The organism is Halovivax cerinus (assembly GCF_024498195.1).
In the GTDB taxonomy this organism is placed as follows: Archaea; Halobacteriota; Halobacteria; order Halobacteriales; family Natrialbaceae; genus Halovivax; species Halovivax cerinus.
Genome location: NZ_CP101824.1, coordinates 1,037,962 through 1,060,356, shown reverse-complemented (window position 1 = coordinate 1,060,356; position 22,395 = coordinate 1,037,962). Strand labels below are relative to the sequence as shown.

At 65.1% G+C, this 22,395-nt stretch carries 19 protein-coding genes; 4 read left to right on the top strand and 15 right to left on the bottom strand.

The genetic code is table 11. The features are described 5' to 3' along the window. Positions 1–81: 81 nt before the first annotated feature. From NO366_RS04905 to NO366_RS04890, 4 genes are all read right to left on the bottom strand, one after another. The gene (locus NO366_RS04905) at positions 82–1,536 is read right to left on the bottom strand and encodes a hypothetical protein (protein ID WP_256533209.1); all 1,455 of its coding nucleotides are present in this window, start codon (positions 1,534–1,536) and stop codon (positions 82–84) included. A 221-nt stretch (positions 1,537–1,757) separates the two neighbouring features. After that, positions 1,758–2,819: a type 2 isopentenyl-diphosphate Delta-isomerase gene (fni, locus tag NO366_RS04900; RefSeq protein ID WP_256533208.1), complete on the bottom strand. Its 1,062-nt coding sequence runs from the start codon at positions 2,817–2,819 to the stop codon at positions 1,758–1,760. A 143-nt stretch (positions 2,820–2,962) separates the two neighbouring features. Next, entirely contained in the window at positions 2,963–3,646 is a 684-nt protein-coding gene (gene rpiA, locus NO366_RS04895; RefSeq protein WP_256533207.1) for a ribose-5-phosphate isomerase RpiA, read from the bottom strand. 82 nt (positions 3,647–3,728) lie between these two features. Then, positions 3,729–5,387: a thiamine pyrophosphate-binding protein gene (locus NO366_RS04890; protein WP_256533206.1), complete on the bottom strand. Its 1,659-nt coding sequence runs from the start codon at positions 5,385–5,387 to the stop codon at positions 3,729–3,731. 116 nt (positions 5,388–5,503) lie between these two features. Between NO366_RS04890 and NO366_RS04885 the strand changes: the two genes are divergently transcribed. Next, positions 5,504–5,932 (top strand): DUF6069 family protein, encoded by a 429-nt coding sequence (locus tag NO366_RS04885; protein ID WP_256533205.1) that lies wholly within the window; start codon positions 5,504–5,506, stop codon positions 5,930–5,932. A gap of 240 nt (positions 5,933–6,172) precedes the next feature. On the opposite strand, the gene NO366_RS04880 is transcribed toward NO366_RS04885, so the two are convergent. The 3 genes from NO366_RS04880 to NO366_RS04870 all read right to left on the bottom strand — a co-directional run bounded on the left by NO366_RS04880 (position 6,173) and on the right by NO366_RS04870 (position 9,775). Further along, positions 6,173–6,601, bottom strand: a complete 429-nt coding sequence (locus tag NO366_RS04880; RefSeq protein ID WP_256533204.1) for a CBS domain-containing protein — start codon at positions 6,599–6,601, stop codon at positions 6,173–6,175. 66 nt (positions 6,602–6,667) lie between these two features. Next, the gene (locus tag NO366_RS04875) at positions 6,668–7,237 is read right to left on the bottom strand and encodes a hypothetical protein (protein ID WP_256533203.1); all 570 of its coding nucleotides are present in this window, start codon (positions 7,235–7,237) and stop codon (positions 6,668–6,670) included. Between the two features lie 135 nt (positions 7,238–7,372). Continuing rightward, positions 7,373–9,775, bottom strand: a complete 2,403-nt coding sequence (locus NO366_RS04870) for an ATP-dependent DNA helicase (RefSeq protein WP_256534001.1) — start codon at positions 9,773–9,775, stop codon at positions 7,373–7,375. 174 nt (positions 9,776–9,949) lie between these two features. Between NO366_RS04870 and NO366_RS04865 the strand changes: the two genes are divergently transcribed. Then, on the top strand, positions 9,950–10,525 hold the full coding sequence (locus tag NO366_RS04865; RefSeq protein ID WP_256533202.1) for a DUF1684 domain-containing protein: 576 nt from the start codon (positions 9,950–9,952) through the stop codon (positions 10,523–10,525). 485 nt (positions 10,526–11,010) lie between these two features. On the opposite strand, the gene NO366_RS04860 is transcribed toward NO366_RS04865, so the two are convergent. Further along, the gene (locus tag NO366_RS04860) at positions 11,011–11,691 is read right to left on the bottom strand and encodes a class I SAM-dependent methyltransferase (RefSeq protein WP_256533201.1); all 681 of its coding nucleotides are present in this window, start codon (positions 11,689–11,691) and stop codon (positions 11,011–11,013) included. A gap of 191 nt (positions 11,692–11,882) precedes the next feature. Here NO366_RS04860 and NO366_RS04855 point away from each other — a divergent pair, with 191 nt between their 5' ends. Next, complete coding sequence (locus NO366_RS04855) at positions 11,883–12,461, top strand: DUF7090 family protein (RefSeq protein ID WP_256533200.1); 579 nt, start codon at positions 11,883–11,885, stop codon at positions 12,459–12,461. A gap of 154 nt (positions 12,462–12,615) precedes the next feature. Here NO366_RS04855 and NO366_RS04850 read toward each other — a convergent pair whose 3' ends face one another. The 6 genes from NO366_RS04850 to NO366_RS04830 form a co-directional block, all read right to left on the bottom strand. Further along, positions 12,616–13,410 carry a DUF7089 family protein gene (locus NO366_RS04850; protein WP_256533199.1) on the bottom strand — a complete coding sequence of 265 codons (795 nt, stop codon included), beginning with the start codon at positions 13,408–13,410 and terminating at the stop codon, positions 12,616–12,618. Then, positions 13,410–13,499, bottom strand: a complete 90-nt coding sequence (locus tag NO366_RS18615) for an adenosine deaminase (protein WP_382274639.1) — start codon at positions 13,497–13,499, stop codon at positions 13,410–13,412. Before NO366_RS18615 ends, NO366_RS04850 begins: the two co-directional genes overlap by 1 nt. A gap of 569 nt (positions 13,500–14,068) precedes the next feature. Further along, positions 14,069–14,842 carry an OapC/ArvC family zinc-ribbon domain-containing protein gene (locus tag NO366_RS04845; RefSeq protein WP_256533198.1) on the bottom strand — a complete coding sequence of 258 codons (774 nt, stop codon included), beginning with the start codon at positions 14,840–14,842 and terminating at the stop codon, positions 14,069–14,071. Then, positions 14,842–15,234 (bottom strand): DUF2073 domain-containing protein, encoded by a 393-nt coding sequence (locus NO366_RS04840; RefSeq protein WP_256533197.1) that lies wholly within the window; start codon positions 15,232–15,234, stop codon positions 14,842–14,844. The genes NO366_RS04845 and NO366_RS04840 overlap by 1 nt, the downstream gene beginning before the upstream one ends. Positions 15,235–15,237: 3 nt before the next feature. Next, the gene (locus tag NO366_RS04835) at positions 15,238–15,876 is read right to left on the bottom strand and encodes an Era-like GTP-binding protein (protein ID WP_256533196.1); all 639 of its coding nucleotides are present in this window, start codon (positions 15,874–15,876) and stop codon (positions 15,238–15,240) included. Positions 15,877–17,452: 1,576 nt separating this feature from the next. Then, the gene (locus tag NO366_RS04830; RefSeq protein WP_256533195.1) at positions 17,453–19,081 is read right to left on the bottom strand and encodes a DNA-directed DNA polymerase II small subunit; all 1,629 of its coding nucleotides are present in this window, start codon (positions 19,079–19,081) and stop codon (positions 17,453–17,455) included. A 273-nt stretch (positions 19,082–19,354) separates the two neighbouring features. On the opposite strand from NO366_RS04830, the gene NO366_RS04825 reads away from it, so the two are divergent. Next, positions 19,355–20,305, top strand: coding sequence for a S26 family signal peptidase (locus tag NO366_RS04825; protein ID WP_256533194.1), 951 nt, complete (start codon positions 19,355–19,357; stop codon positions 20,303–20,305). Between the two features lie 223 nt (positions 20,306–20,528). Here the strand turns inward: NO366_RS04825 and NO366_RS04820 are convergent, their stop codons facing one another. Continuing rightward, positions 20,529–22,247 (bottom strand): Cdc6/Cdc18 family protein, encoded by a 1,719-nt coding sequence (locus NO366_RS04820; protein ID WP_256533193.1) that lies wholly within the window; start codon positions 22,245–22,247, stop codon positions 20,529–20,531. Positions 22,248–22,395: the final 148 nt, after the last annotated feature.

The following is a 22,395-nucleotide window of genomic DNA, read 5'->3' as shown; positions in this document are numbered from 1 at the left end:
ACATTCTTCGGACGCCGACAGGAGAGCCACCGCGTTCGCGATCGCAGCCTCTCGAGCAGTGTCTCTGCCACGCACCGACGACTACCGTCGCACACGTCGGAGAAGGTGCCGACCGAACGTCCGGATCCGCGCGACGAGCGTTCGCGACGCGGACGACCGGTCGGTCGCGTCCACGCCGGAGGAACCGTCGGGTTCCCGAGAGCTGGACGAATCCTCGGTTTCGGCGACGTCCCGAGGATCGTCGGCGGTCGTATCGGGTCGTGCGTCGCTGGTCGTCGCGGGTCGCGAGTCGGTCGCGTGGGCTGGCCGGCCGTCCGTCGGGGGTTCGACGTCGGCGACGGTAACCGCACTGCCCGCCGAATTTGACCCCGCCAGATGGTCCACGGTCGCAGTCGGCGTCGAGCCAGCGCCCACCGCCGTGACGGACGGTTCCGGCGTCGACGCCGGCTGACGGGAGTTCGCGATCGTCTCGTCGGGGTTCGCGTCGGAGACCAGCGAGGCGATCTCTTCGAGTTCGGCGCGCGTGACGAGTGGCCGTGGTCCGTCGGCGACGTTCGACTCGCAGGTCGGTGCGGCTGGATCTATCGACGGCGGGGTCGCCTCGGTCGCCGTCCCCGAGCCGCCGTCCGACGGCGGTTTCGACGACGGCTGTGCGGGCAGGTCCACAGGTTCCGTCTCGACGCTCCCGTCGCACGAGTCTCGTTCGGCGGCCGGTTCGCCGGGGTCCGAACCTGCCGTCCGTTCGTCGTCCGGGTCGACCCCCGGTGAGCGAAGACTGTCCATCTCGGCCGCCGCGGTCTCGATGTCGATCGCGCTCGAGCGGTCGACGGTCGCACCGGTTGCGCGGTCGTCCTCCGGCTCGCGTCCCGCTGAGTCAGCCCGAGGGTCGTCTGATCCGGCAGTTGGCGGTACGTCCGGATCGCCGAGTGGCTCGTCGACGTCCGAGAGTAGCGAGGCGAGTTGTTCGCCTGCATCGGGTGGTCTGAGGGCAGCCGCAGTGTCGTCGCCCGGATCGTCGGCGTCGACATCGGACGCCTCACCCTCTTCTATGAGGGAGAGAATGTCGTCGACACTCTGGTCGGACACCGTCCGCGTGGGATCACCGCCCGAGAGTGAGCCGAACGACTCCGTGGGTTCGTCGTCCAGCGACCGTTCGCGAGCAGCGTCGACCCGTCGGTGCGTCACGGAGGCGCGTTGTTCCGACGGATCCACCTCGGGTTGAGACGTGTCGGGCGACAGTGGTGGAGCCTCCGCTTCGAGGGTTTCGAACACCTCGTCGATGCCGGTCGTCGAGATGGTGCGCGTCGGGCCACCGGAGAGCGAGAACGCGCCGTCGGCGTCCGTCTCCAGGGATCTTGAGAGATCGTCGAGGACGTCGTCGACGTTCGTCTCGGAGACGTGCCGTCGCGGACCACTCTCGCGCAGCGCCTCGACGATCTCCTCCGTGGTTCGGTCGGTCGACTCCATGAGGGTCTCGAGCGACTCGGATCGTCGAACCGGGTCCTCGCAACGGTCGTCCTCGATACGTGACCCCATTCTCAGCCAAACACGACCGGGTGTACGGTTATAAATTTTGCTCAAAAAATCAATAAAAGTATCAGCCACCGGCTTTCAAGCCCGTGTTGAGGTGACGACGGCATCTCTTGAGAGCGTTCAATCGATCGTAGTTTGCGGTCTACGGATCCGATCGACGCGCCCGACCCCGACCCGGGTCCGGATTCCACTGTGGCGTTCAGCCGATCGATCGCCGACGGTACTCAGGCCCGTCGCTGATCCAGATACGTTCTCGTTCGACCGAGCACGACGGGGGTCGTCTCTCTGAGCGCGGGCACCGTGTCCGACCCCGTGACGAACATCGCGGTTTCGAGTTCGAGTTGCAGCGTCTCGATCAGGTCGACGACGGCCTCGCGGCCCCGACCCGCCGGAGCCAGGAACGGTTTGGCGAGCCCACCGGCACGGGCTCCGAGCGCGATCGCCTTCGCGACGTCGAGGCCGGAGCGGACGCCCCCGCTGGCGATCACACAGTCGTGTGCGTCGACCGCTTCGACCGTGCTCACCGCCGTCGGAAGTCCCCAGGTCCGAAACCGGTCCCCGACACCCGCCTGTCGATCGGCCCCCACGGCTCTGGCGCGGTAGGCCTCGATCCCCGACCAGGTCGTTCCCCCCTTACCGGCGACGTCGATGGCGTCGACGCCCGCGTCGGCGAGTCGCGCGGCCGTCTCGCGCGAGATGCCGTTGCCGGTCTCCTTGACGACGACCGGGACCGAGAGCCCGTCCGCCACGCGCTCGATCGCGTCGAGACACCCGCGCGCGTCGACGTCGCCCTCGGGCTGGACGGCCTCCTGGAGGAAGTTCAGGTGGATCGCCATCGCGTCGGCGTCGATCATCTCGACGGCCCGTTCGACCGCCTCGACCCCGTACTCGGAGAGCTGGGCCGCGCCGACGTTGCCGTAGAGGAGGGCGTCGGGAGCGACGTCGCGAACGACGGTGTATGACTCGAGCAGGTCGGGATCGTCGAGTTCGATCCCGGCGCGCTGACTGCCAACGCCCATGGCGATGCCCGTCTCCTGGGCGGCCGCCGCGAGGTTGCGGTTCAGTTTCGTCGTGTTGGGGTGACCGCCCGTCATACTCTCGATGACGATCGGTGCCGACAGTTCGTGCCCGAACAGCGAAGTGGACTGATCGATCTCGTCGCGGTGGATCTCCGGAAGCGCCTCGTGCACGAGTTCGACGTCGGCGAAGCCGGTTCCGCTGGTCTCGACGTCTTCTTCCTCGATGATCCGGATGTGGTCGTCCTTCCGATCGGCTGTCTCGGGCATCTAGCCCACCGATCGGCACACCTCCGCAAAAACCGTTCGTTTCGATGCCAAACCCGACCCTACACGGGCAGACGATACCCACACGATTCCGCCCGTCCGACGAGAACCCGTTCCTCGCCGTGCGACACGCTCTGTGAGTGCGCTCACCGAAGTACGTCGACGCCGTCCGCGCTGCCGACGTAGATCTCGTCAGCGAGATCGACGAACAGGCCGTGTTCGACGACGCCGGGGATCGCAGACAGCGCCGTCGCGAGTTCCTCCGGATCGTCGACTTCGCCGAAGTCGCAGTCGATGACGAGGTGGCCGTCGTCGGTGACGACCGGTCCGTCCTTTCGCTCGGCCTCGCGCAACGTGGGCTCGCCGCCGAGGTCACGGAGCCGGTCGGCGACGACCGATTCGGCCCCCTGGAGGACGGCGACGGGGATCGGCCAGGAGAGCGTCTCGGTGAGTTTCGAGTCGTCGACGACCACGAGGAAGCGGTCTGCCGCCGCGTCGATCAGCTTCTCGCGCGTGTGGGCGGCCCCGCCCCCCTTGATCAGGTCGCCATCGGCCACCTGGTCGGCGCCGTCGATCGCGAGATCGACACCGTCGACGGCTGCGAGTGTGGTCAGCGCAATTCCACACTCGCGGGCCAACTGGGCCGATTCCGCGGAGGTCGCGACGCCGTGGACGTCCAGGCCGTTCTCGACGGCCCGCCCGATCGCCTCGATGGCGTAGGCCGCCGTGCTCCCGGTCCCGAGGCCGACGATCGTGCCGTCCTCGACGGCTTCGGCCGCCGCGTGCCCCGCCCGGCGCTTCGCCTCGGCCGAGCCGTCACCCGCCTTCATATCTGGCGGTGGGGGCGGAACAGGCAAAAAACCAGTCGTCTTCCGACGGACGCGATCGCCGAGCCGACTCGGACCGTCCTCGCTACGTCGCGAGCCACTCACTGGCCTGCGGTTCGTGCGGATCCGTCGGAACCTCGACGAGGACCGGCTCGTCGGTCGAAACGGCCTCCGAGACCGCCTCGGCGACCGCGTCCCGACCCTCGGCTCGCGTCGCAGTCATCCCCATGCTCTCGGCCATCGCGACGAAGTCGATCGGCGCGTCGGGCCAGCCGTAGGCGCTCTCGGCGAGTGCGTAGGAGCGTTCGGCCTCCTCGCTGATGATCGCGTAGTCCTCGTTACGGAAGACGACGATCGTGAGCGGGAGGGCCTCGGCGACGGCGGTGTGGATCTCGTGGATACACATCATGAACCCGCCGTCGCCGGTGAGGACGACGACGTCGTCGTCCGGGTTCGCGACCTGCGCGCCGATGCCCGACGGAAGACCGGTTCCCATGGTCGCCCAGGAGCCGGGATTGACGTAGGATCGCGGGCCGTAGGCGGGGAAGGCGTTGAGCCCCCAGACGCGGAACCCGCCGGCGTCGGCCGCGACGACAGTGTCACGGGGGAGCACATCGCGGACCGTTTCGAGCGCGGTGACGGAGGTGAGCGGGGCGTCGGTCACCTGCAGCTCGACGACGCGGTCGGCGAAGTCGTCACGAACGGCTCGGGCGCGCCGGATCCCCGGCGTCTCGTCGGGGCCGGTCGGGCCGGAGACGTCGCGCTCGGCCAGCGCCTCCCCCAACGCCGGGAGCGCATCGGCGGCATCCGCGAGGAGGCTGACGGCGGGTTCGTAGCCCGTTCCCAGATCGTCCGGGTCGAGCGTGACGTGGACCAGCTCGTCTGGCACCTCGACGGACCAGGCGCGAGTCGCGACCGCGTCGAAGTTCGTTCCGACGGCGAGCGCGGCGTCCGCGTCGGCAAGCAAGGAGAGGAGTGCGGGCGGGGCGCTTCCCGACAGCGTGCCCGCCGAGAGCGGGTGATCGGCCGGGATCGTCCCTTTGCCCTTGTAGGTAGTCACGACGGGCGCGTCGAGTCGTGTCGCGACGGCCTCCAGGTCGACGCTCGCGTCCGCCGATCGGACGCCACCGCCGGCGATGACGACCGGTTCGTCGGCGTCGGCGAGGAGGTCCGCGGCGGCCGCGACGTCCCCCTCCGCGGCGCCGGACGGCCCGTCCCGCGAAAATTTGGGCGGCTCGGCCACGGCCACGTCCTTCCCGAGGAAGTTCTTCGGAATTCCAACCCGGACGGGACCCGTCGGCGCCGTCTCGGCGATGGCGATGGCCTCCTCGAGCGCGGCGATCGCGCCCTCCGGGCGCTCGACGAGGACGTTCTCTTTGACGACGTTGTCGTAGGTGTCCGGCGGCGTCTCGTGGATGCCCTCGCCGCCGCGGATCTCGGGTTCGGTCTCGACGGCGATGTGGACCAGCGGCGTACAGTCGTTGTACGCGTTCTTCAGCCCGTTCATCGCGTTCATATCGCCGGGACCCGGGACTACGACAGTCGCCGCGGTCTTCCCGCTCGTCTCGGCGTAGCCCCACGCCTGGTGTGAGACGGCCGTCTCGTGGCGGGCCATCACGAACCGGACGTCGTCGCGCCCGCCGATCGCCTCGTTTAACGGCAACGTCTGCTTCCCCGGGATCCCGAAGACGGCCTCGATCCCGCTCTCGGCGAGCCGGTCGACGACCGCAGTGCTCACGCGCATGGACGCCCGTTCGCGGGGCCGGTATTTCAACGGCCGTGTTCCGACCCTCGCGGGTCACCGCCGAAGCGAAATGGGTACACTCTAACCGTCCTGCGTACAACGCGCCGGATAGACACATGGCATCGCAATTCGACGCCGCCGGTGAATCGATCCCGACCGCGACGCTCGCCGTCAGGGGTGTCGTCGCCCTCGTCCTCGCGCTGGTGGGCAACGGTCTCCTCCTCGGCGTCGTCCGCGCGGCCGACCTCGTCGCGTCGATTCAACAGCTATCCGTCGGCCCAGTCGCGCTCTTTACCGTCCTCGGCGTGCTCGGCGCGACCCTCGTCTTCGGTCTGCTCACGCGCCGATCCGACCGACCGGATCGAACGTTCATGGGCGTCGCCGCGGCCGTCCTCCTCCTGTCGTTCGGCCCGGATTACTGGGTCCTCCAGAACGAGCCCGGCGCGACCGTCGGTGCCGTGCTCGTCCTGATGGTCATGCACGTCGTCGTCGCGGCGGCCAGCGTCGTCGCGCTGACGGATCGTTTCTCGCCGATCGCGCGGTAATCGCGGGCCACCCGGTCACCGTCCATCAACGCAGTCGCTCCCGCTTGCCCGGATCGACTCGCTCCGAACGCACGGGCTCGATCGTTCGAATCTCGATACCTCGGGGACGCGTAGCGCGAGAGGAGCGGGCAGGCCGAAGAGAGTGGTCGGCCCGGAGTGCGTGGAGTGGCCCGGAGTGCGTGGAGTGGCCCGGAGTGCGTGGTGACCGGCCCACCGCCGAGTTGCTCACCGCTCCGAGGGTCACCGACCGTCGCGACGTCGTCCCTGCCGGCGCGTCGACAGACCCGGCCGCTCTCGCAGGCGGTCGGGGAGGTGCCAGGCGATGTCGGTGAGCGTGACGATGCCGAGGGGTTTCCTGCCGCCGCGGATCGGGAGTCGCTTTACCTCCTCGGCTTGCATCGTGCGGAGTGCGTTCGTCACGCTCACAGTCGACGTCGTCGTCACCAGGTCCGTACTCATGACGTCCTCGACAGAGAGTTCCGAGAACGAGGACTCGTCCGCAGCGAGGGTGGTCAGCACGTCGGACTCGGTGACGATTCCCGAGAGCCCGTCGTCGAGGACGACAATACTGCCGATCCGGTTGTCGAGCATGCTATCGACGGCCGCCGCGAGCGTCGCGTCCGGTCCGATCGTCACCACCGGTGACGACATGATCTCGCGGACCTCCATGCGAGATAGTCACGTGGCTAGAGGATAATACTTCGCCTCTCGCGAGACGACTCCCTCGCCCAGCCGTCACCCGTCTCGCCAGGCCGAGTGCATGGAGACGGCGAGTTCGAGGGAGGTTTCCACCAGGGAATCGCCGGAATCGTGCGGATCGGTACGAGCTACCCCGCCCATCGCGTTGGCATCACGAAAGAGGACGACACCGTCGTTCCGACCGACGGTCCCGGCGATACTCTCGACGGCGATATCCCGCTCGTCGAACCCGTAGCCCGTCTGGTACCCGTGTCCGTCGAACGCCCCCCTTGCAGCGTCGACGGTGTCGAACGTCCAGACGCCCGCGTTGATCCACCCGGCTGGGCCGGAGTCGCCCTCCGCGACGACGGGGACGTATCCGGCGGTCGCGTCCGAAGAACGCGTGATCGGTGTTTGCTGGTGCGGTTCGGTTCGTTCCCAGTCCCCGCCGACGACGTCCGCCGCCGCGGTCGTCGAGAGAAGGAGTGCGTTCGCATCCGCCTCGATCGGGTCGTCGTCGGTACCGTCCGTCGAAAGCGTGCCCGGCGACGAACCGTCGTCCGAGCAGCCCGCGAGGAGCGCGAGCCCCGCCGTACCCGCGAGGTGGAGGGTCGTTCGGCGATGCATACACGATGGGGCGAGCGACGTGTCAAAAGTATTTTGGATCGAGGCCCCGGTGTGGTCGGGCCGAGCCACCGTCTCGAATCGTGTATCGTCCCAGTTCAGGACGTACCCGGATCGATACGCCACCGTATCGTACCGTCAGCCGACCTCGAGCCGATCGCGAAAGCGATCCAGGCCGAGCTGGAGCATGTCCGGACTGACCGGCTGGAACTCCTCGGCGTCGGGGAGGTACCCTCGAACCGAGTCCCAGCTATCACGGGCGTAGCGTTCGTCCAGCAGGACGCGTACCCCGACGTCGTCCGGGCTTCGAATCACGCGGCCGAGTGCCTGGCGGGCCTTCCGGACCGCGGGGACGGTCAGGGCGTACTCGAAGCCGGCGCCAAATTCGTCGTCGTAGGCCCGGCGAACGGCCTGTGTTCGTGGACTCGACGTGTTGACGATGGGGACGCCGCAGACGACCGCCGCGTTCAGCCGGTCGCCGCCGTAGTCGACGCCCTCGGTGAGCGTTCCGCGCAGACTCGTGACCAGTACCTTTCCGCCGCCGGCGAAGAACTCGTCTTTCAACGATTCGGTCGCCTGATCGTCGCTGGCGACGTCGAGCAGGACGGGCTTTCCGGACACTCGCCCCTCGAGGACGCCCGCCGCCCACTCGGCCTCGGCGTAACTCGGCATGCCGACGAGAACGTTCCCCTGGAGGGTGGCGATTTCGGCCAGGGCGTCGGCGTACACGCGGCGAGTGGGGGTCGTATCACCAGCTGCGTCGGTGGGTTCGTCGCCAGCTCCACCCGGCGAACCGCGGTTCTCGTAGGTGAACTTCGGTGCCGCCACGGCGAAACTCTCGCGGTTCTCAGCGGGGAAGTGCAGGCCGTAGCGGCGTTCGACGATCGGGCGATCGGCCTCGTCGGCGAGATAGCGCAAGCCCGTCACCTCGGCGAAGGCGTCCATCGGGGCGAGCGTCGCGCTCATCAGGACGCCGCCGCCGAACGCGGCCAGCCGTTCACCGATCGCCCCGCTCGGGACGCAGTTGTGTAGAGAGAGTCGAGCCGTGTACGCCCGCCGCCAGGAGTCGGCGGGCTCGCTCTCGTCCCAGGTACGCTCCAGTTCGATCTCGCGGAAGTAGTCGGTGTGACCCCGTCGGTTCCACTCGCCGAGCAGGCGTCCCACGGCGGGGGCCGCCCGTGTTCGCTCTTCGGCTTCGGCCTCGTTCAGGATCCGGGCGACGATGGCCCCCACGGACTCCGCTCGCACCCAGTCGACGTCGGTGTAGCCCGCCCGGTCGGCCCACTCTGACAGGGAGTCGACGGCCGGTTCTGACGGGTCCCGAAGGGGAATCTCGTCGTCGGAGAGCGTCGTCAGATCAGAGCGCCAGCCCGACGATTCGGTATCGAGGTGGGCCTCGACCCGACGATCGAGTTCCGTGCGTAGATCCTGCAGAAACTCGAGGGTCGCTTCCAGTTCCTCGAACGAGACGTCGGAGCCGGCCAGTTCCGCACGGACGAGTTCCGCATCCGCCGTCTTCGACCCGCCTTCCGTCTCTCGACCCTCGCGCTCGTAGCGGACGGGCCGGATCACCCGCGAGAGTTCCGTGACGGCGTCGCGGATCGTCGCGTCAGCCACGCCGTCGCTGACCAGTTCACGAACACGCGGTTCGAGCATGTGCGCTTCGTCGCAGACGACGAAGGTCTCCTCGCTGGCGAGCGCGCCCGTAAACGCCGAGAGCGTCGTCGGGTCGAACGCGTGGTAGTAGTTGCCGATCACGACCTCGACCTCGCCGAGGGCCGCACCCATCACCGAGTGGGGGCAGGTCCCGTGGCGAACCGACTTCGCCACGAGGTCATCCGGGGTCACCATCCCGGCGCTCGTTAGATCGAACGGCACCGCCTCGGCCGGCGAGCCCTCGCCTTCGGCGGGCAGATCGTCCAGGTACTGCGCGTAGAACGGACAGTACTCGACGTCGCTTCGTCCGTCGTCGTATTCGGGCATGTCGGGAGCGAAGGGGGCCGTTTCACCGGCCGTCTCGAGGAGGCGAACGCCGCGATCTCGTCGCCCACTGTCGGCGAGGCCGACCTGCTGGCTGCGCGCCTGGGCGGTGAGGTCACCGGTCGTGGTCGACCCGCCCTCGCCCGTCAGATCGCGGGTGCGGTCGCGGAGGGTCTCACAGCGGTCGTAGACGACGCTGTCGTCGAAGCCGGCGGCGTGCTCGCGGTTGTACGGACAGACGTCCGCTTTCCCGACCAGCGTGAGCCCCGAGACCGGCTCGTGTTCGTCGGGCAGGTTCTCGTTGATCGTCCGTAGATCGGTCTCGAACTGGCGTAACTGCTGCTTGACGCTCGTCAGGACGAGGACGCGCTCGTACGTCGAGTCGGGATCGCGCACCAGCGAGAGGCCGGCCGACAACGAGAGCATCGTCTTTCCCGTCCCGCAGGCACCCTCGATCACGGTGTAGCCACCGTCACGAGCCGTCGCGATTGCGGTCTCGATGCCGTCGACCTGCTCGTCGTAGGGCTCGTCGTGACCGAATAGCTCCCGCCACGTGTCCATCTCTCCCGTACTCATCGATGGGCAGCCATAGGGTTGACGGACCGGGCTTGCCGCGTCATTCGACATAAACCGTCGGGTCGATACCGGCCGATCGGTTCGACCGGTCCCCAGCTCTGGCTGGCTCGGCCCATACCAGTGCGAAACGCCTTCCCCACCGCCGCGCCAACGGATCGTATGAGCGACGAGTTCGACGTCGACACCTGGCGGAGAGAACTCGAGGCCAAACGCACCGAGAAGGACGATTTCTTCGCCGAACATCCGCAGTCGCCGATCCCACCGGACGAGCGCGACGAGTTCGACGGGCTCGCGTACTTCGAGCCGGACCCCGCCTACCGCGTCAGGGCCGACGTGACCGTCCACGACGACCCCGACGTGGTCTACATGGACACGCAGACTGGCGGGGAGATGCGCTACCTCGCGGTCGCGACGCTGTCGACGGACCTCCCCTCGGCGGACCCCGATCGAGACGACGTCGTCGTCGAACTCGACGGCTATCGGCAGGAAGGCGCCGAGGGCGAGACGCTGTTCGTCCCATTCCGCGACAAGACGACCGGACAACAGACATACGACGGCGGTCGGTACATCGAGCTGGCCGCCGACCGATCGCTGGAGTCGGGGGACGAGATCGTCGTCGACTTCAACCTCGCGTACACGCCATTGTGCGCGTACTCGGAGGCCTTCGAGTGCCCGCTCCCGCCCGAGACCAACTGGGTGGACGTGGCGATTCCAGCCGGCGAACGAACACCCTGAGCCGATCGATTCGATCCCGATCGAGTTCCGGGCGGAGCGAGTGAGGGTTCACCAGTCGCAACCCGTCCCGTCCGAAATCCGCCTCACGGTCGTCTACACACGATGGGCGGCCAGCACCCCCATTTCGGGTGGACGTCAGCCGTCCGTCAGACGCCTCGTCGTGCGCAGTGTACCGTGTTCGCACGGGCCTGGCCACCACCTCTCAAATCTCCACCTGAAGAGGAGGGGTCAGAATTCTCCTGAAGTGCTCACAGACGTCGGATTCCACGTCTATTTCGACGTCTCGTTCAAATGGAGCGTCAGACGCACGACCGACGCGACGACGAGCGTTGTAAGCCGTTCATTTCCGGTTCTGAGTCAATCTGTGTCTCGTTTCCAGGTGAAATAAGGGGGTTGGCCGAACCGCGTCCGTCTCCAGTGCGATGGACTCTGTCACGCAGGCTGTACACCGGGCCGTGCTGGTCACGAGGTTCCGACCGCGTCGGTCACCTCGCGACGCCGACGGTGAGCAACGTACCGAATTCCCGATAGCGCTCGACCATATCCGCGCGGCTGTCCCAGTCGTCGGTCGGGAAGGCCGATTCGTCCGGAATCTCGACGTCCCGATCGGGGACGAAATCCTGCTCGGCGACGACGAGTCCGGCGTCCCTGAAGGCGTCACGGTACTCGCTCGCATCCCACCGGGTCATCTCCACGGAGATCCGATCCTGCCACTCGTGGGAGTGGACGTTCTCCTCGTAGTAGTTGACCGCACAGAAGAACGTCCCACCCGGACGCAGAACGCGGGCGATCTCCCGGAGCGTTTCGTGTGGGTCCGCCGCGTAGTAGAACGCCTCCATCGACCAGCCGTGATCGATCGCATCGTCGGCGAACGGGAGCGCCCCGAAGTCGCCGATGAGATAGCCGACGGCCGGATCGTCCGTGTATCCCGACGCGTTGCGCGCCATCTCCGGCGAACCGTCGAGACCGTAGACCCGGCCGGCGTCGTAGGTGTCGCGAATCGCGCGCCCGGCGTAGCCGCTACCACAGCCCAGGTCCAAAACGACGTCGCCCGGCTCGACGGGCATTCGCCCGAGCGCGTGCTTCGCGGTCGCCCAGTGGCGGTCTTCCATCCCCCTGTCTCGACCGTCGGCCGCCCAGGCGTCGAACTCCTCTCTGACGCTCATACGTGGACTGCCCTCGCGAGGGTAAAAACGGGTTCGACATCGAACTGGCACCGAATTCGACGAGGGATCGATCGGTGGCCGGAGACGGCAGCCGGTTACCAACGGGTGAGTCGATGGATGGGATCCGACGGGCACGGCCTGGATCCAGACCCAAACCGTTTATAGTCCGGCCCGTGCCTCTTTCGCGCACGATGGAGTACGCGCTCGATATCGACGGGGCACCCGACACCGTTCCGGGGGGAACGGGGATCCTCCTGTTGCACCCGAGTACGGGTGAGACGGATCGCATCGACACGGATTTTCTGAAGTCGGACACCGATCGTTTTCTCGTCGTCTCGACTCGAACCACAGCCCGCGAGGTGAGCCAGAAGCTAGAACACTACGACGTCGACGAACGCTGCGCCGACATCCTCGACACCCTCTCGATCGAGCGGGGCTACTCGCGCCGATCGAAAGACCACGTCTCCTACGTCGCGGCGCCCGACAACGTCGACGGGATCGTGACCGGCGTCGCCGACTTCCTCGGTCGGACCGACGGGAAACGCCGTATTAGCTTCGACTCGCTCACCGAACTCGCCTACTACGCCGACGAGGCCGAGGCGCTCTCAGCCGCCGAGCAGATCCTGACGCTCCTCGACGAACACGACGCGATCGGCCTCTTTCACCTCTCCGTCGAGGTGCACGACCAGGACGTCTTGGACGAGTTCGCGACCCTGTTCGACGGCGTGATCGATCTCGACGAGGACGGAAGCGTCGCGGTCGACTTCTGACGGCGCTCGGCGCAGATTTCCCGCTCCGACCCAGAACGACCGTATCCGGCGAGTTGATCTGAAACGGCGTGCTATCGGTCCGGCGTGCGTGACCGATTCGGCCCGACGACCGTTCTCGGCAGGCGCGACCGATTCGGCCCGACGTGTGTGCCACCTAGGATCGCTCCGCACCCGAGAGGGCGTCGAACGTCCGGTCAGCCCACTCGACGGCGAACGCTGCGCCGTGGTCCCGATAGGCGGCAGTGTCGAGCGCGTCGAACGGTTTCGGTAGATCGAGCCCGTGTTTGATCGCGCTACAGGCCAGCTCGGTCGCGTCGGGGAACGACGTTTCGCCGCGCGCGACGGCCCCAGAAAGACCGGAGACACGGCCGTCGAGTCGCCTGCCAGCGTCGCACCACTCGGCAGACAGCTCGGGGTGGGACTCGTCCCACGTCGAGAACTCCTCGCGCGTGTGGAGTCCGACCCAGCCGTCGAACAGGGCGGCTGCGATCTGGTAGGTTCCCGCCGGCCCGAGGTCGACCGCGGCGTCGAGGTCGCGATAGCCGTCCTCGAAGAATCCGAGGAAGTGTTCGGGGACATCGAGTGAACATTCGACGAACGCTTCCGCGAGCAGGAAATCGACGAAGCCGGCGGGTGATCCCTCGAGGCGCGGCGTGACCAGGACGACCGGGGGCACGGTCTGTCGGGTCCAGACGACGCTCCCGTCGCCCGGCATCCCGATCGTGAACGTCGTACTCGCGTACCGACGAAGGGCCTCGGGACCGGCCGGTGGTACCCAGTCGTCGGGATACGAGACCGGGTCGAACGCGTCGACCAGCAGTCCCAGATCCTCCGCCTGCGCCGGCGGCAGCGTCTCGAAATCGCCCGCCGTCTCGTACACCTGCAGGTCGGGCGTGTACGCCTCGCGAACCGCCCCGACGCGATCAGAGAGCGAACGCTCTTCGAACATCACACCAGGGCGAGCTGGACGACGAGTGCGAGTGCGACCACGGCGGCGACCGCGACCGTCGAGGTGACGATCTTCGTTGCGCGACTCATGGCCGAACGCAGTCGACCCGCTCGCATAAATCCATCCGTTCGGCGCGATCACGACGGATCGGCCAGAAGGTCCGCCGCGATCGATGGACGAATTCGATCGACCGGTGGCGAGACCATCAGTCACCCTCGCCTCGGGAATTGGTCGCTCTACCCGCCGGACACGACCACCGCATTCGCAGGGTGTCCGATTCGTCGCAATACCGGACCAACCGAACACCGATCGATACCCACCCCTCAATTTCGGGTGGAGAAACAACCCCACGCCTCCACGGTTCTGTCCCCACGTCGGTTTTACCGGTCGCTGGCAGAGTTCCAGATGAAACAGAGGGGTGGGTGATCACGTCCGAGTTCGTCCACACGACGATCGGTCCGGAGTCTGGATCGGTCGGAATCGATCGAACACCGAGGACACGAGCACCGAGTAGGATGCCGGACGGCGCGTACAGTGACACAGGCGTCGATGGCACCGTGATTCGGCGAATCGAGACGCGATCGTGTGGAGGTGGGTCCGCGAGTCCGTCAGGAGGCGATGTCCGCGAGTCCGTCAAGAGGTGATGTCCGCGAGTCCGTCAGGAATCGTGCCAGCTCTCGGGAACGTTGATGACGTAGCGACCGTCCTCCTGGAGGGAGACGATGTGTTCTTCCCGGTCGTACAGTTCCATCAGGTTGAGTTCGTACTGGCCGGGGTTGACGATCTTGATGCTCTCGAACTGCTGATTGAGTTCCGCCCGGAGTTGCTCGATCGAAGGCTGGTCTGCTTCGGGTTCGCTGACCACGCGTCCGTTCTCCGGCGGCGCAGTGTGGTGATCGTCGGACGTCGACTCGGCGTCTTCGCCGGGACGCCCATCGGCGTTCGGTCCGGTCGAATTCGGCGGCTCGTCCCCGGCTCGATCGGCGGTCGAATCACCGTGTGACGGGAGCTCGTCCGGGGAGACGACGGAACTGCGGGCGGACGCCTGCGCGTCGTCCTCGTCGCCCTCGACCCACTCGAAATCGTCGGCCATCGCGTCAGTGCCCGCTCGTGCGGCGGACTCGTCTGCAAGTGATCCGCCGAGTCGGCCGTCCTTCTCGGCCGGTCGGCGCGCCGTCTCCGGCCACTCGCGATCGGGGGCTTGTACCGACGTGTCGGTGTTCGGCGTCGGGGCCTGGTCCGCAGCCGACGTCGCATCAGCCGATTGTTCAGATTCCGACGATGGGGTCGCCTCGCCACTGGAGCCGTCGTCCGATGCACTCGCGGCTGGCGTGAACTGGAACTTGTTCCCGCCGCAATCGGGACAGCCGGAGAGCATCTCCTTCGAGCCGTCGGGAAAGCGCCGGTCGCAGTTCGTACACTGGTGTGGCATCAGTTGCGAGAGACGAGCGCGCTGATGAGCGTTTCGTCTTTGTGGAGCGTCTCGATCTGGTTCGCCGGGCCGATCGCGGTGAGTTTGGCCGACGATCTGTCTCCGCCGACGAGACGACCGAGGAACGACGTATCGCGCGTATCAGATCGCGGGTACGTCTCGATCTCGATGCCGTTGAACTCGTCTGGGCTGATCTCGGCCATCGTCACCTCGATGAGCTTGCTCTCCTCGTCGGGCGAGAGCCCCTCCTCCAGGATGACGATGTTTCCGTCGTGGACGCCGTCCAGGATGAGACGGATCTTCTCCATGCTGGTCAGCCCCTCCATTCGCTCGCCGCTCACGAGGTCGATCTGGACGCCGTCGCCGTCGTCCGGTTGTTTGGCCTGTGGCATGGTTTATCCGAAGTACTCCGCGATGTTGTCGTAGACCTCGTCCATGTTGTCGCCCTCCTTTGCGGAGAGCGGAACGGTCTGGTGCTGTGGGAAAGCGTCCTCGATGCGTTTGACCGACGACTCGTCGAGGTCGATCTTGTTCGCGAAGATCAACACGGGGAGGTCGCGCGATTCGATGATACCGATGAGCATCGTGTTGACCTGCGTGATCGGATCCTCCGCGCTGTCCAGGACGTAGATGACCCCGTCGACGTCCTCTCGAAGCCAGTGCATGGCCTCGGCGACCCCCTCGGTCGCCTCGCGAGAGCGCCGAACGGCGTCGTCCTTGTCCATGTCGTCGGTGAACTCCTCGTAGTCGACCTTCGTCGTGACGCCGGGCGTGTCGACGATGTCGATCGTCACCGTCTTGCCGTTTCGCTCGATCTCGACGTTCTCCTTTCGTCTCGCACGTCTCGTTTCGTGTGGAATGCGGCTCTCGGTCCCGACGGCGTCACCGGTCCAGTCGCGTGCGATCCGGTTCGCGAGCGTCGTCTTGCCGGCGTTCGGCGGACCGTAGATCCCGATACGCTTCGGCTCGGTTTCGGAGAAGAGCCGATCGGTGGCCCGAGAGATGCTATCTTTCAATCCTTTTAACAGACCCATCTGTGGGAACCTCCTGCACCCGCGTGTGCGTCTGCCCAAACGACAGTCTCGCAATCACTTAAGCCTACGTCAGACGATTGTCTCCGCTCGCAACCGATCGTGACACCCCTCCATTTCAACTGGAGAATGGACCGGAGCGGACTCCTCGGACTCTCTGGCGCCCTCAGCACGAGGAACCCGAGACGATCCGAACGAGTGTACCTCGAAACGAGCGGACGCTCCGAATCGAGCATTAGCTCGGGAAACCGTCGAAGTGGAACCGGTTCGATTCGTTCTAACTGGTGAGACGGATCGGATCGTGATGAAACGAATCTAAGCATGATGAGACGAACGGATCACGCTGGACCGTCCGGTGATCCCGTTCGGCACGTGGCCTGTCAGATCGCTTCGTCGTCAGACGACACTGCTCCCCCACCCCCCTGTTTCAGGTGGAACCCGCAACCGACCGGCGACTGGGTGAGAGTCGAACTACTCAGTCCGACGTTCGAGTCGACGGTCGGGCGAACACGTTAGATGAAAAACACCTACACCCACCAAACTACCCTATTTGTCTGTATTACGGATACTGTTTCAGAAGGAAAGGTATAAAGATTTCTGTATTGGAAAGCACTCTCGCGGGGTGGGTCTCTTCCGGTTCCAGTCGAAACGAAGGGGTAGGGGGGTTCCCGGCGATCTGACCTCACGGGTGCCGTCGATCCAGTCGTACCGAACGGTCCACAACATCGTCCGAGCGGACGTGACGATTCCCTCGTCGTACCGTCAGTCGATCCAGCGAGCGGCTCGGTCGATCTCCTCTCGATCGATCCGCAATTGCGGTTCGAACCCCTTCGTCGTCGCTTGGAAGAGGTCGTCGTGGATCACGTGGCTTGGTACGATGACATCGACACGTCTCGACGGCATTTGACACAAGACAATCGAGACGTCACGCGACGAACCGAGTCACTCAGCGATGTCACGTGTCGTACGGAATACGGGCCGCTCCCAGGACCGCTCCAGACGATCGCAGCGACCGATTACGTCGCGCGAAACTTCGAGAGCTCTTTCTCGTCCACCCTGGTCCGTCGGACAGTTACCCTCTCATCGACCACCTACCTTCGCATAGGTGGCCTCCTCTTTTCCGACGGCATTCCTCCGGATGCGGGAGTGACTACATCTCCTGGAACTGCGTGTACGATAGAACGATGTCCTTGGTGGATCAGAACGGGCCCGTAGCTGCGTCGATCACGACAACGGAGCCGATCACGACCGACGAACGCCGTCAGTCCTGACTGGAGGTCCCTTTGGTATTCACACGATCACGAGTTTGGACGGTCGACATCGACCCGGTGACCGTCGGTTCGTGAGTGCCGACGACCCCAAGCGGATCCACCCTCGATCTCTCGACTATCTACCTTATCTCTCGACTGTCTACCTACTCTCTCGATAGCCCATTCTCGGTCACGTACAATCCATCTTCGATCACGCGACGGACGATCACACTCGCAATCGACGTTCGTACACGCAATCGGTCCCAGTCCGGGATCGATACGTCACCTGACCGAGATCGATACGTCAGCGTAGACCGCGGATTTCGGTGTCACGAGAACTTCTGAACCGTCACGTCCAGGGTCTGGAGGTCGACGATCGGCGCGTAGCCGGCGTCCGGATCGATGTTGACGCTCTTCTGGAAGTCTGTCTGGGACTGCCAGCACCCGGAGTTGATCGCGAGGACGTCGTGGTACTTCCCGAATCCGAGTTTGTGGACGTGACCGGTGTGGAAGATGTCAGGGACGTCGTCGATCACGAGGTAGTCGCGCTCTTCCGGCGCGAGTCTGGTGTGTCCGCCGAACTGCGGGGCGACGTGACGTTTCTTGAGTAACTGGTACATCGCCTTGTGGGGCTCGTCGTAACTCGCCTTCTCGGCCGGCAGCTCGGCGATGACCTCGTCGAGCGAGACGCCGTGGTACATGAGTATCGAGACGCCTTCCAGCTCCACCGTCGACGGGTTGCTCACGATTTGCGGATCGTGTGCGGACATGATCGAGCGGAGGTGCTCGTCGAATCCGGGCTGGGGTTCCGCGAGCCTGACGGCGTCGTGGTTCCCCGGAATCATGACGATGTCGAGGTCGCCGGGTACGCGTTTTAAGAACTCGTTGAACGCCTCGTACTGCTCGTAGATGTCGACGATGTCGAGTTCCTCGTCCTGATTGGGGTACACCCCGACGCCTTCGACCATGTCACCGGCGATGCAGAGGTACTCGACGTGCTGGGCGTCTTCGCCGTGGAGCCAGTCTGCGAACCGGTTCCAGGCGTCGGCCATGAACTCCTCGCTACCGACGTGGACGTCGCTGATCAGCGCCGCCTCGACGTGGCGATCCGCGGTCGAGGCCTCGCGCGTTCGCGGCACGTCCGGGAAGTACATACTGTCGACGAACGCGATGCCGGAGTCGTCCGCGAGCGTCCCTTCCATCGCGATCACCTCGTCTCGAAGCAACTCGTCGACGAGATCGACGTACTCGCGATCCTTCATCACCAGAAACGGGAACGTTCCGGTCGTATCCTCGAGCTCGACCAGCCAGTGTCCACTCGCCGTCGAACGAACGTCGTTGACGAGACCGATCATCGCGACGTCGCTCCCACCGGGCATCCCCTCGATCGAACTGGCAGGTCGATGATTCACGCGGCCGCTCAACTTCGACTGCAGGCGATCGAGCCGATCCCGAAAGATGGAGACGAAATCGCGATACGCTCCCGTTCCGGTACTCTCGCCGGTCATGTCACCGCGAATCCGTACGTCCCGCTCGTCGACGTCTCCCGATCGTTCGAACCCCGCCGGTTCGTCTGCACCGTGATCGCGATCGTCCGTCCCCGTTCGATCGACGTCTGGAGTCGAAATCGAGGGGTCGTGGGATTCTCGGTCGTCGGACACGGGGTTCGACGAGTCCTGGGTCCGGGCCGATCTCGGTTTCCGATCAGACTGGTTGACTCGGTCATCAGTGGCCGTCAGTGACGTCGAATCACCCGTCTGGGTGTCCGTCGTCTCGACGATCTGTCGCACCGATTCGGCACTGATAACCAGCGTTTCGTCTGGAACGTCCTCGAGGACCTGTTCGAGCGCCGCTGCGGGATCGGGCTGTGCGGCCAACAGCGTCACCGCTTCGCGATCGGCGTTGAATCCTCTTGCGGTCAACGTCTGGACGATCCGCGCCGGCCCCTCGAGTGGCACAGGACGGAATTCGCGACAGCGGTCAAAAACGTATTGACTCGCGACGTTCACGAGAGCCACACACCGAGTACCTGTCGAGCACTCGACGACCCGGATCGCCCTCACAGCCAAGAACGCGATACTGTACGGATTCTCCGGACTGGAGGCTCGTGAGGGCACTGACGTCCGTTCGTAGTCGGTCCGTGGTGGGTCGTTCCGTTCGCGCGCGTTCGTGAGGAACGATTCAGTGCCGGAGCAGAAGGTTGATTTTTGGGGCCCGTCAACGGGTGGACAATGAGCGACAGGGGATCCGACTCGACGCCGAACGAGTCGGATCGAACGGACGAGCGGACCGACGAGCCCGATCGCGAGCGTACGGACGATCCGCCGGTGGGAACCGACGGACCGACCGTTCGAACGAACGGGGCGTCGGACGCCCCACTACCGGGTTCGGAGTCCGGATCTCGCTCGCAGACACCACCGGCTCCAGAACCGTCCGGCCGATTGAACGCGGCATCGGTCTCGATCGAGGACGACGGGCTCGTCCGCTGGTTCTTGCGGGCCGATTCGGGCGCCGTCGTGTACGCGCGCGATATCGTCTCGAGTGTCGGACTCGTGATGCTAATCGCACTCGTTCTCTTCGGCGTGAGCGGCGTCTGGCCCCCACTCGTCGCCGTCGAGAGCGGGAGCATGGAACCGAACATGCAGACGGGCGACATGATATTTGTCGTCGAAGACGAACGCCTCGTCGGCGACGGGGCCATCGAAGACACCGGCATCGTCACGCAAGGCGTGGCGGGCGAAACCGGCCACGAGAAGTTCAACCGGCCAGGCGACGTCATCATCTTCCGGCCCGGTGGGAGTGACTACGCGACGCCGGTGATCCACCGCGCGTCCTTCTGGGTCGAACGGGGCGAAAACTGGGTGCAGACGAAGGCCGATCCGCAGTACGTGAATGGAGCCTCGTGCTCGGACCTTCCCAATTGCCCGGCCCCCTACGCCGGGTTCGTGACGAAAGGCGATGCCAACCGCGGCTACGATCAGGTGCCGGGATACGGTGCCAAACGCCACGACGTCGTCAAACCGTCCTGGGTCGAGGGGAAAGCCGCCTACCGGATTCCGTTGCTCGGAAACATCAGACTGTGGTTCGACGAGCTATTCGCAAACGGCCACGCGCCGGTCGAACTGACGCCACTCGCGGCGGTCGGCGTCAGCGGGATGGTACACTCACGTCGAGCGAGTTGACGGTCTGGACCGATCGATTACCTGGTCCACTGGTAGCGACCGCTCGACGGCCCTCCTGTCGAAATCGGTTTATGCTCACGTTCCTACAGCACGGTTTTGCTCACGTCCCGGCCGCACTGTCGAAGAGTGCTACTGGAGTCATTTCCATCCGAAATACTGGGGGTTGCGAACCGGTACACTCTCGACGCTGGAAGGGGATATTCGATGATCGAACGCAGTCGCGTCAGTTGTCGAATCGGGCCTGTACGAAGGGCTGGACGTCGTCGATGTCGGAGAGTCGGGAGTCCGAACGGAGGACGACTTCCGTCTCTTCGAGTGGAACGGAGAGACTGATCTCCTTCGTCCGACCGTAGCGGCCCTTCGAGACGACGACGGCGTTGACGATGCCGAGCATGTCGAGTTCGCTGATGAGATCGGTGACTCGGCGTTGTGTGAGGACGTCCGTATCGAGTTCCGTACAGAGGCGCTTGTAGATGTTGTACACCTCGCCGGTGTTGATGCTGTGGACGCCGTTCTGTTCTAAGAGGATGATCGAAAAGAGGACGAGTTTGCTCTGGGTCGGCAGTGTCCTGACGACCTCGACGACGCGATCGAGTTCGATCTTGTCCTGGGCTTGCCGGACGTGATCCTCGACGATGGTCTCCGTTTGAGAGCGCTCGGCGAGTTCGCCCGCGGTCCGGAGCAAGTCGAGGGCGCGTCGCGCGTCACCGTGTTCCTGCGCGGCGAACGCCGCACAGAGCGGGATCACGTCGGGCGAGAGTGCACCGTCTTTGAACGCCACTTCGGCCCGGTGTTGCAGGATGTCACGAAGCTGGTTCGCGTCGTAGGGTGGGAAGACGATCTCTTCCTCGCCGAGCGAGGACTTCACGCGCGGGTCGAGAAAGTCTGTGAACTTGAGGTCGTTGCTGATCCCCATGATCGAGACCCGCGAGTTGTCGAGTTCCGAGTTCATCCGCGAGAGGTTGTAGAGCGTGTCGTCGCCGCTCTTCTCGACGAGTTTGTCGATCTCGTCGAGCATGATCACGACCACCCGTTCGGAGTAGTCGACCGCGTCGAAGAAGACGCTGTAGACCCGGTCGGTCGGCCACCCCGTCATCGGGACCTCTTCGAACGACTCCCGATCGGCTTCGAGTTCGTCTATTCGTTCGGATACGTCGGAGACAGAGTCGAACGGCGTCTCCGCGAGTGGGTGCGTCGACTGGCGGAGTTCGTCCCCCGTAGTTTCGACTACAGAATCCGATTGTGTGGGTGTTTCGTCGGCCTCAACGTCGGTTTCTTCCTGGAATTGAACTGTGGGTTCCTCGTCGCGTTCCGCGCGCTGCGACGCTGGATCGCTCTCGTCGTCGACCCCCTCCGTTTCGGGTGGAGATCCGACCACGTCGACGGACTGACTCGATTCTGGGGATTCGTCGGCTGGCGAATCGATATCGGTCTCGTCGACCCGTTCTCGGAGCGACTCGAGTTCGTCGACGCGCTCGTCGATCCACTCGTGGTTCTTCTCGATGAACTTGTTCGCGAGCTGTGCCAGCACGCGGTACTGCGTGTCGGTCACCTCGCAGTTTATGTACTCGACTTCGCAGGGGACGCTGTACTTCGAGGAGGTCTGTTCGAGTTCCTGGCTGACGAACTTGGCGCTCGCGGTCTTTCCGGTCCCCGTCTTGCCGTAGATCAGGATATTTGACGGCGTCTCGCCACGGAGCGCAGAGACGAGGATCGTCGCCATCTTGTTGATCTGATCCGACCGGTGGGGCAGTTCGTGCGGGGTGTACGAGGGACGAAGGACTTCCTTGTTCTCGAAGATGGGCTCGCCGCTCAAGAGGTCGTCGAACAACCCCTGGTTCGACCCGTCTTCCGTCAGTGAGCGCTCCGTCGGTTCGGTGCGAAAGCCGGGAGTCGAGCCGATGCCACCGTCGTCGGTCGTGTGTGAGTCGTCGTCAGCCATCCGTCGTACGTATCCCCTTTGTTTCATCTGGAAACGATCGGCCGCACCCGGTGATGTACCGAGGTACGAACGCTGTGGACCTACATTCGGAATCTCGATGGGAGTCCGCAGGTCCAGTTGATGCAGACGAACCAGATGAAGACCTGCA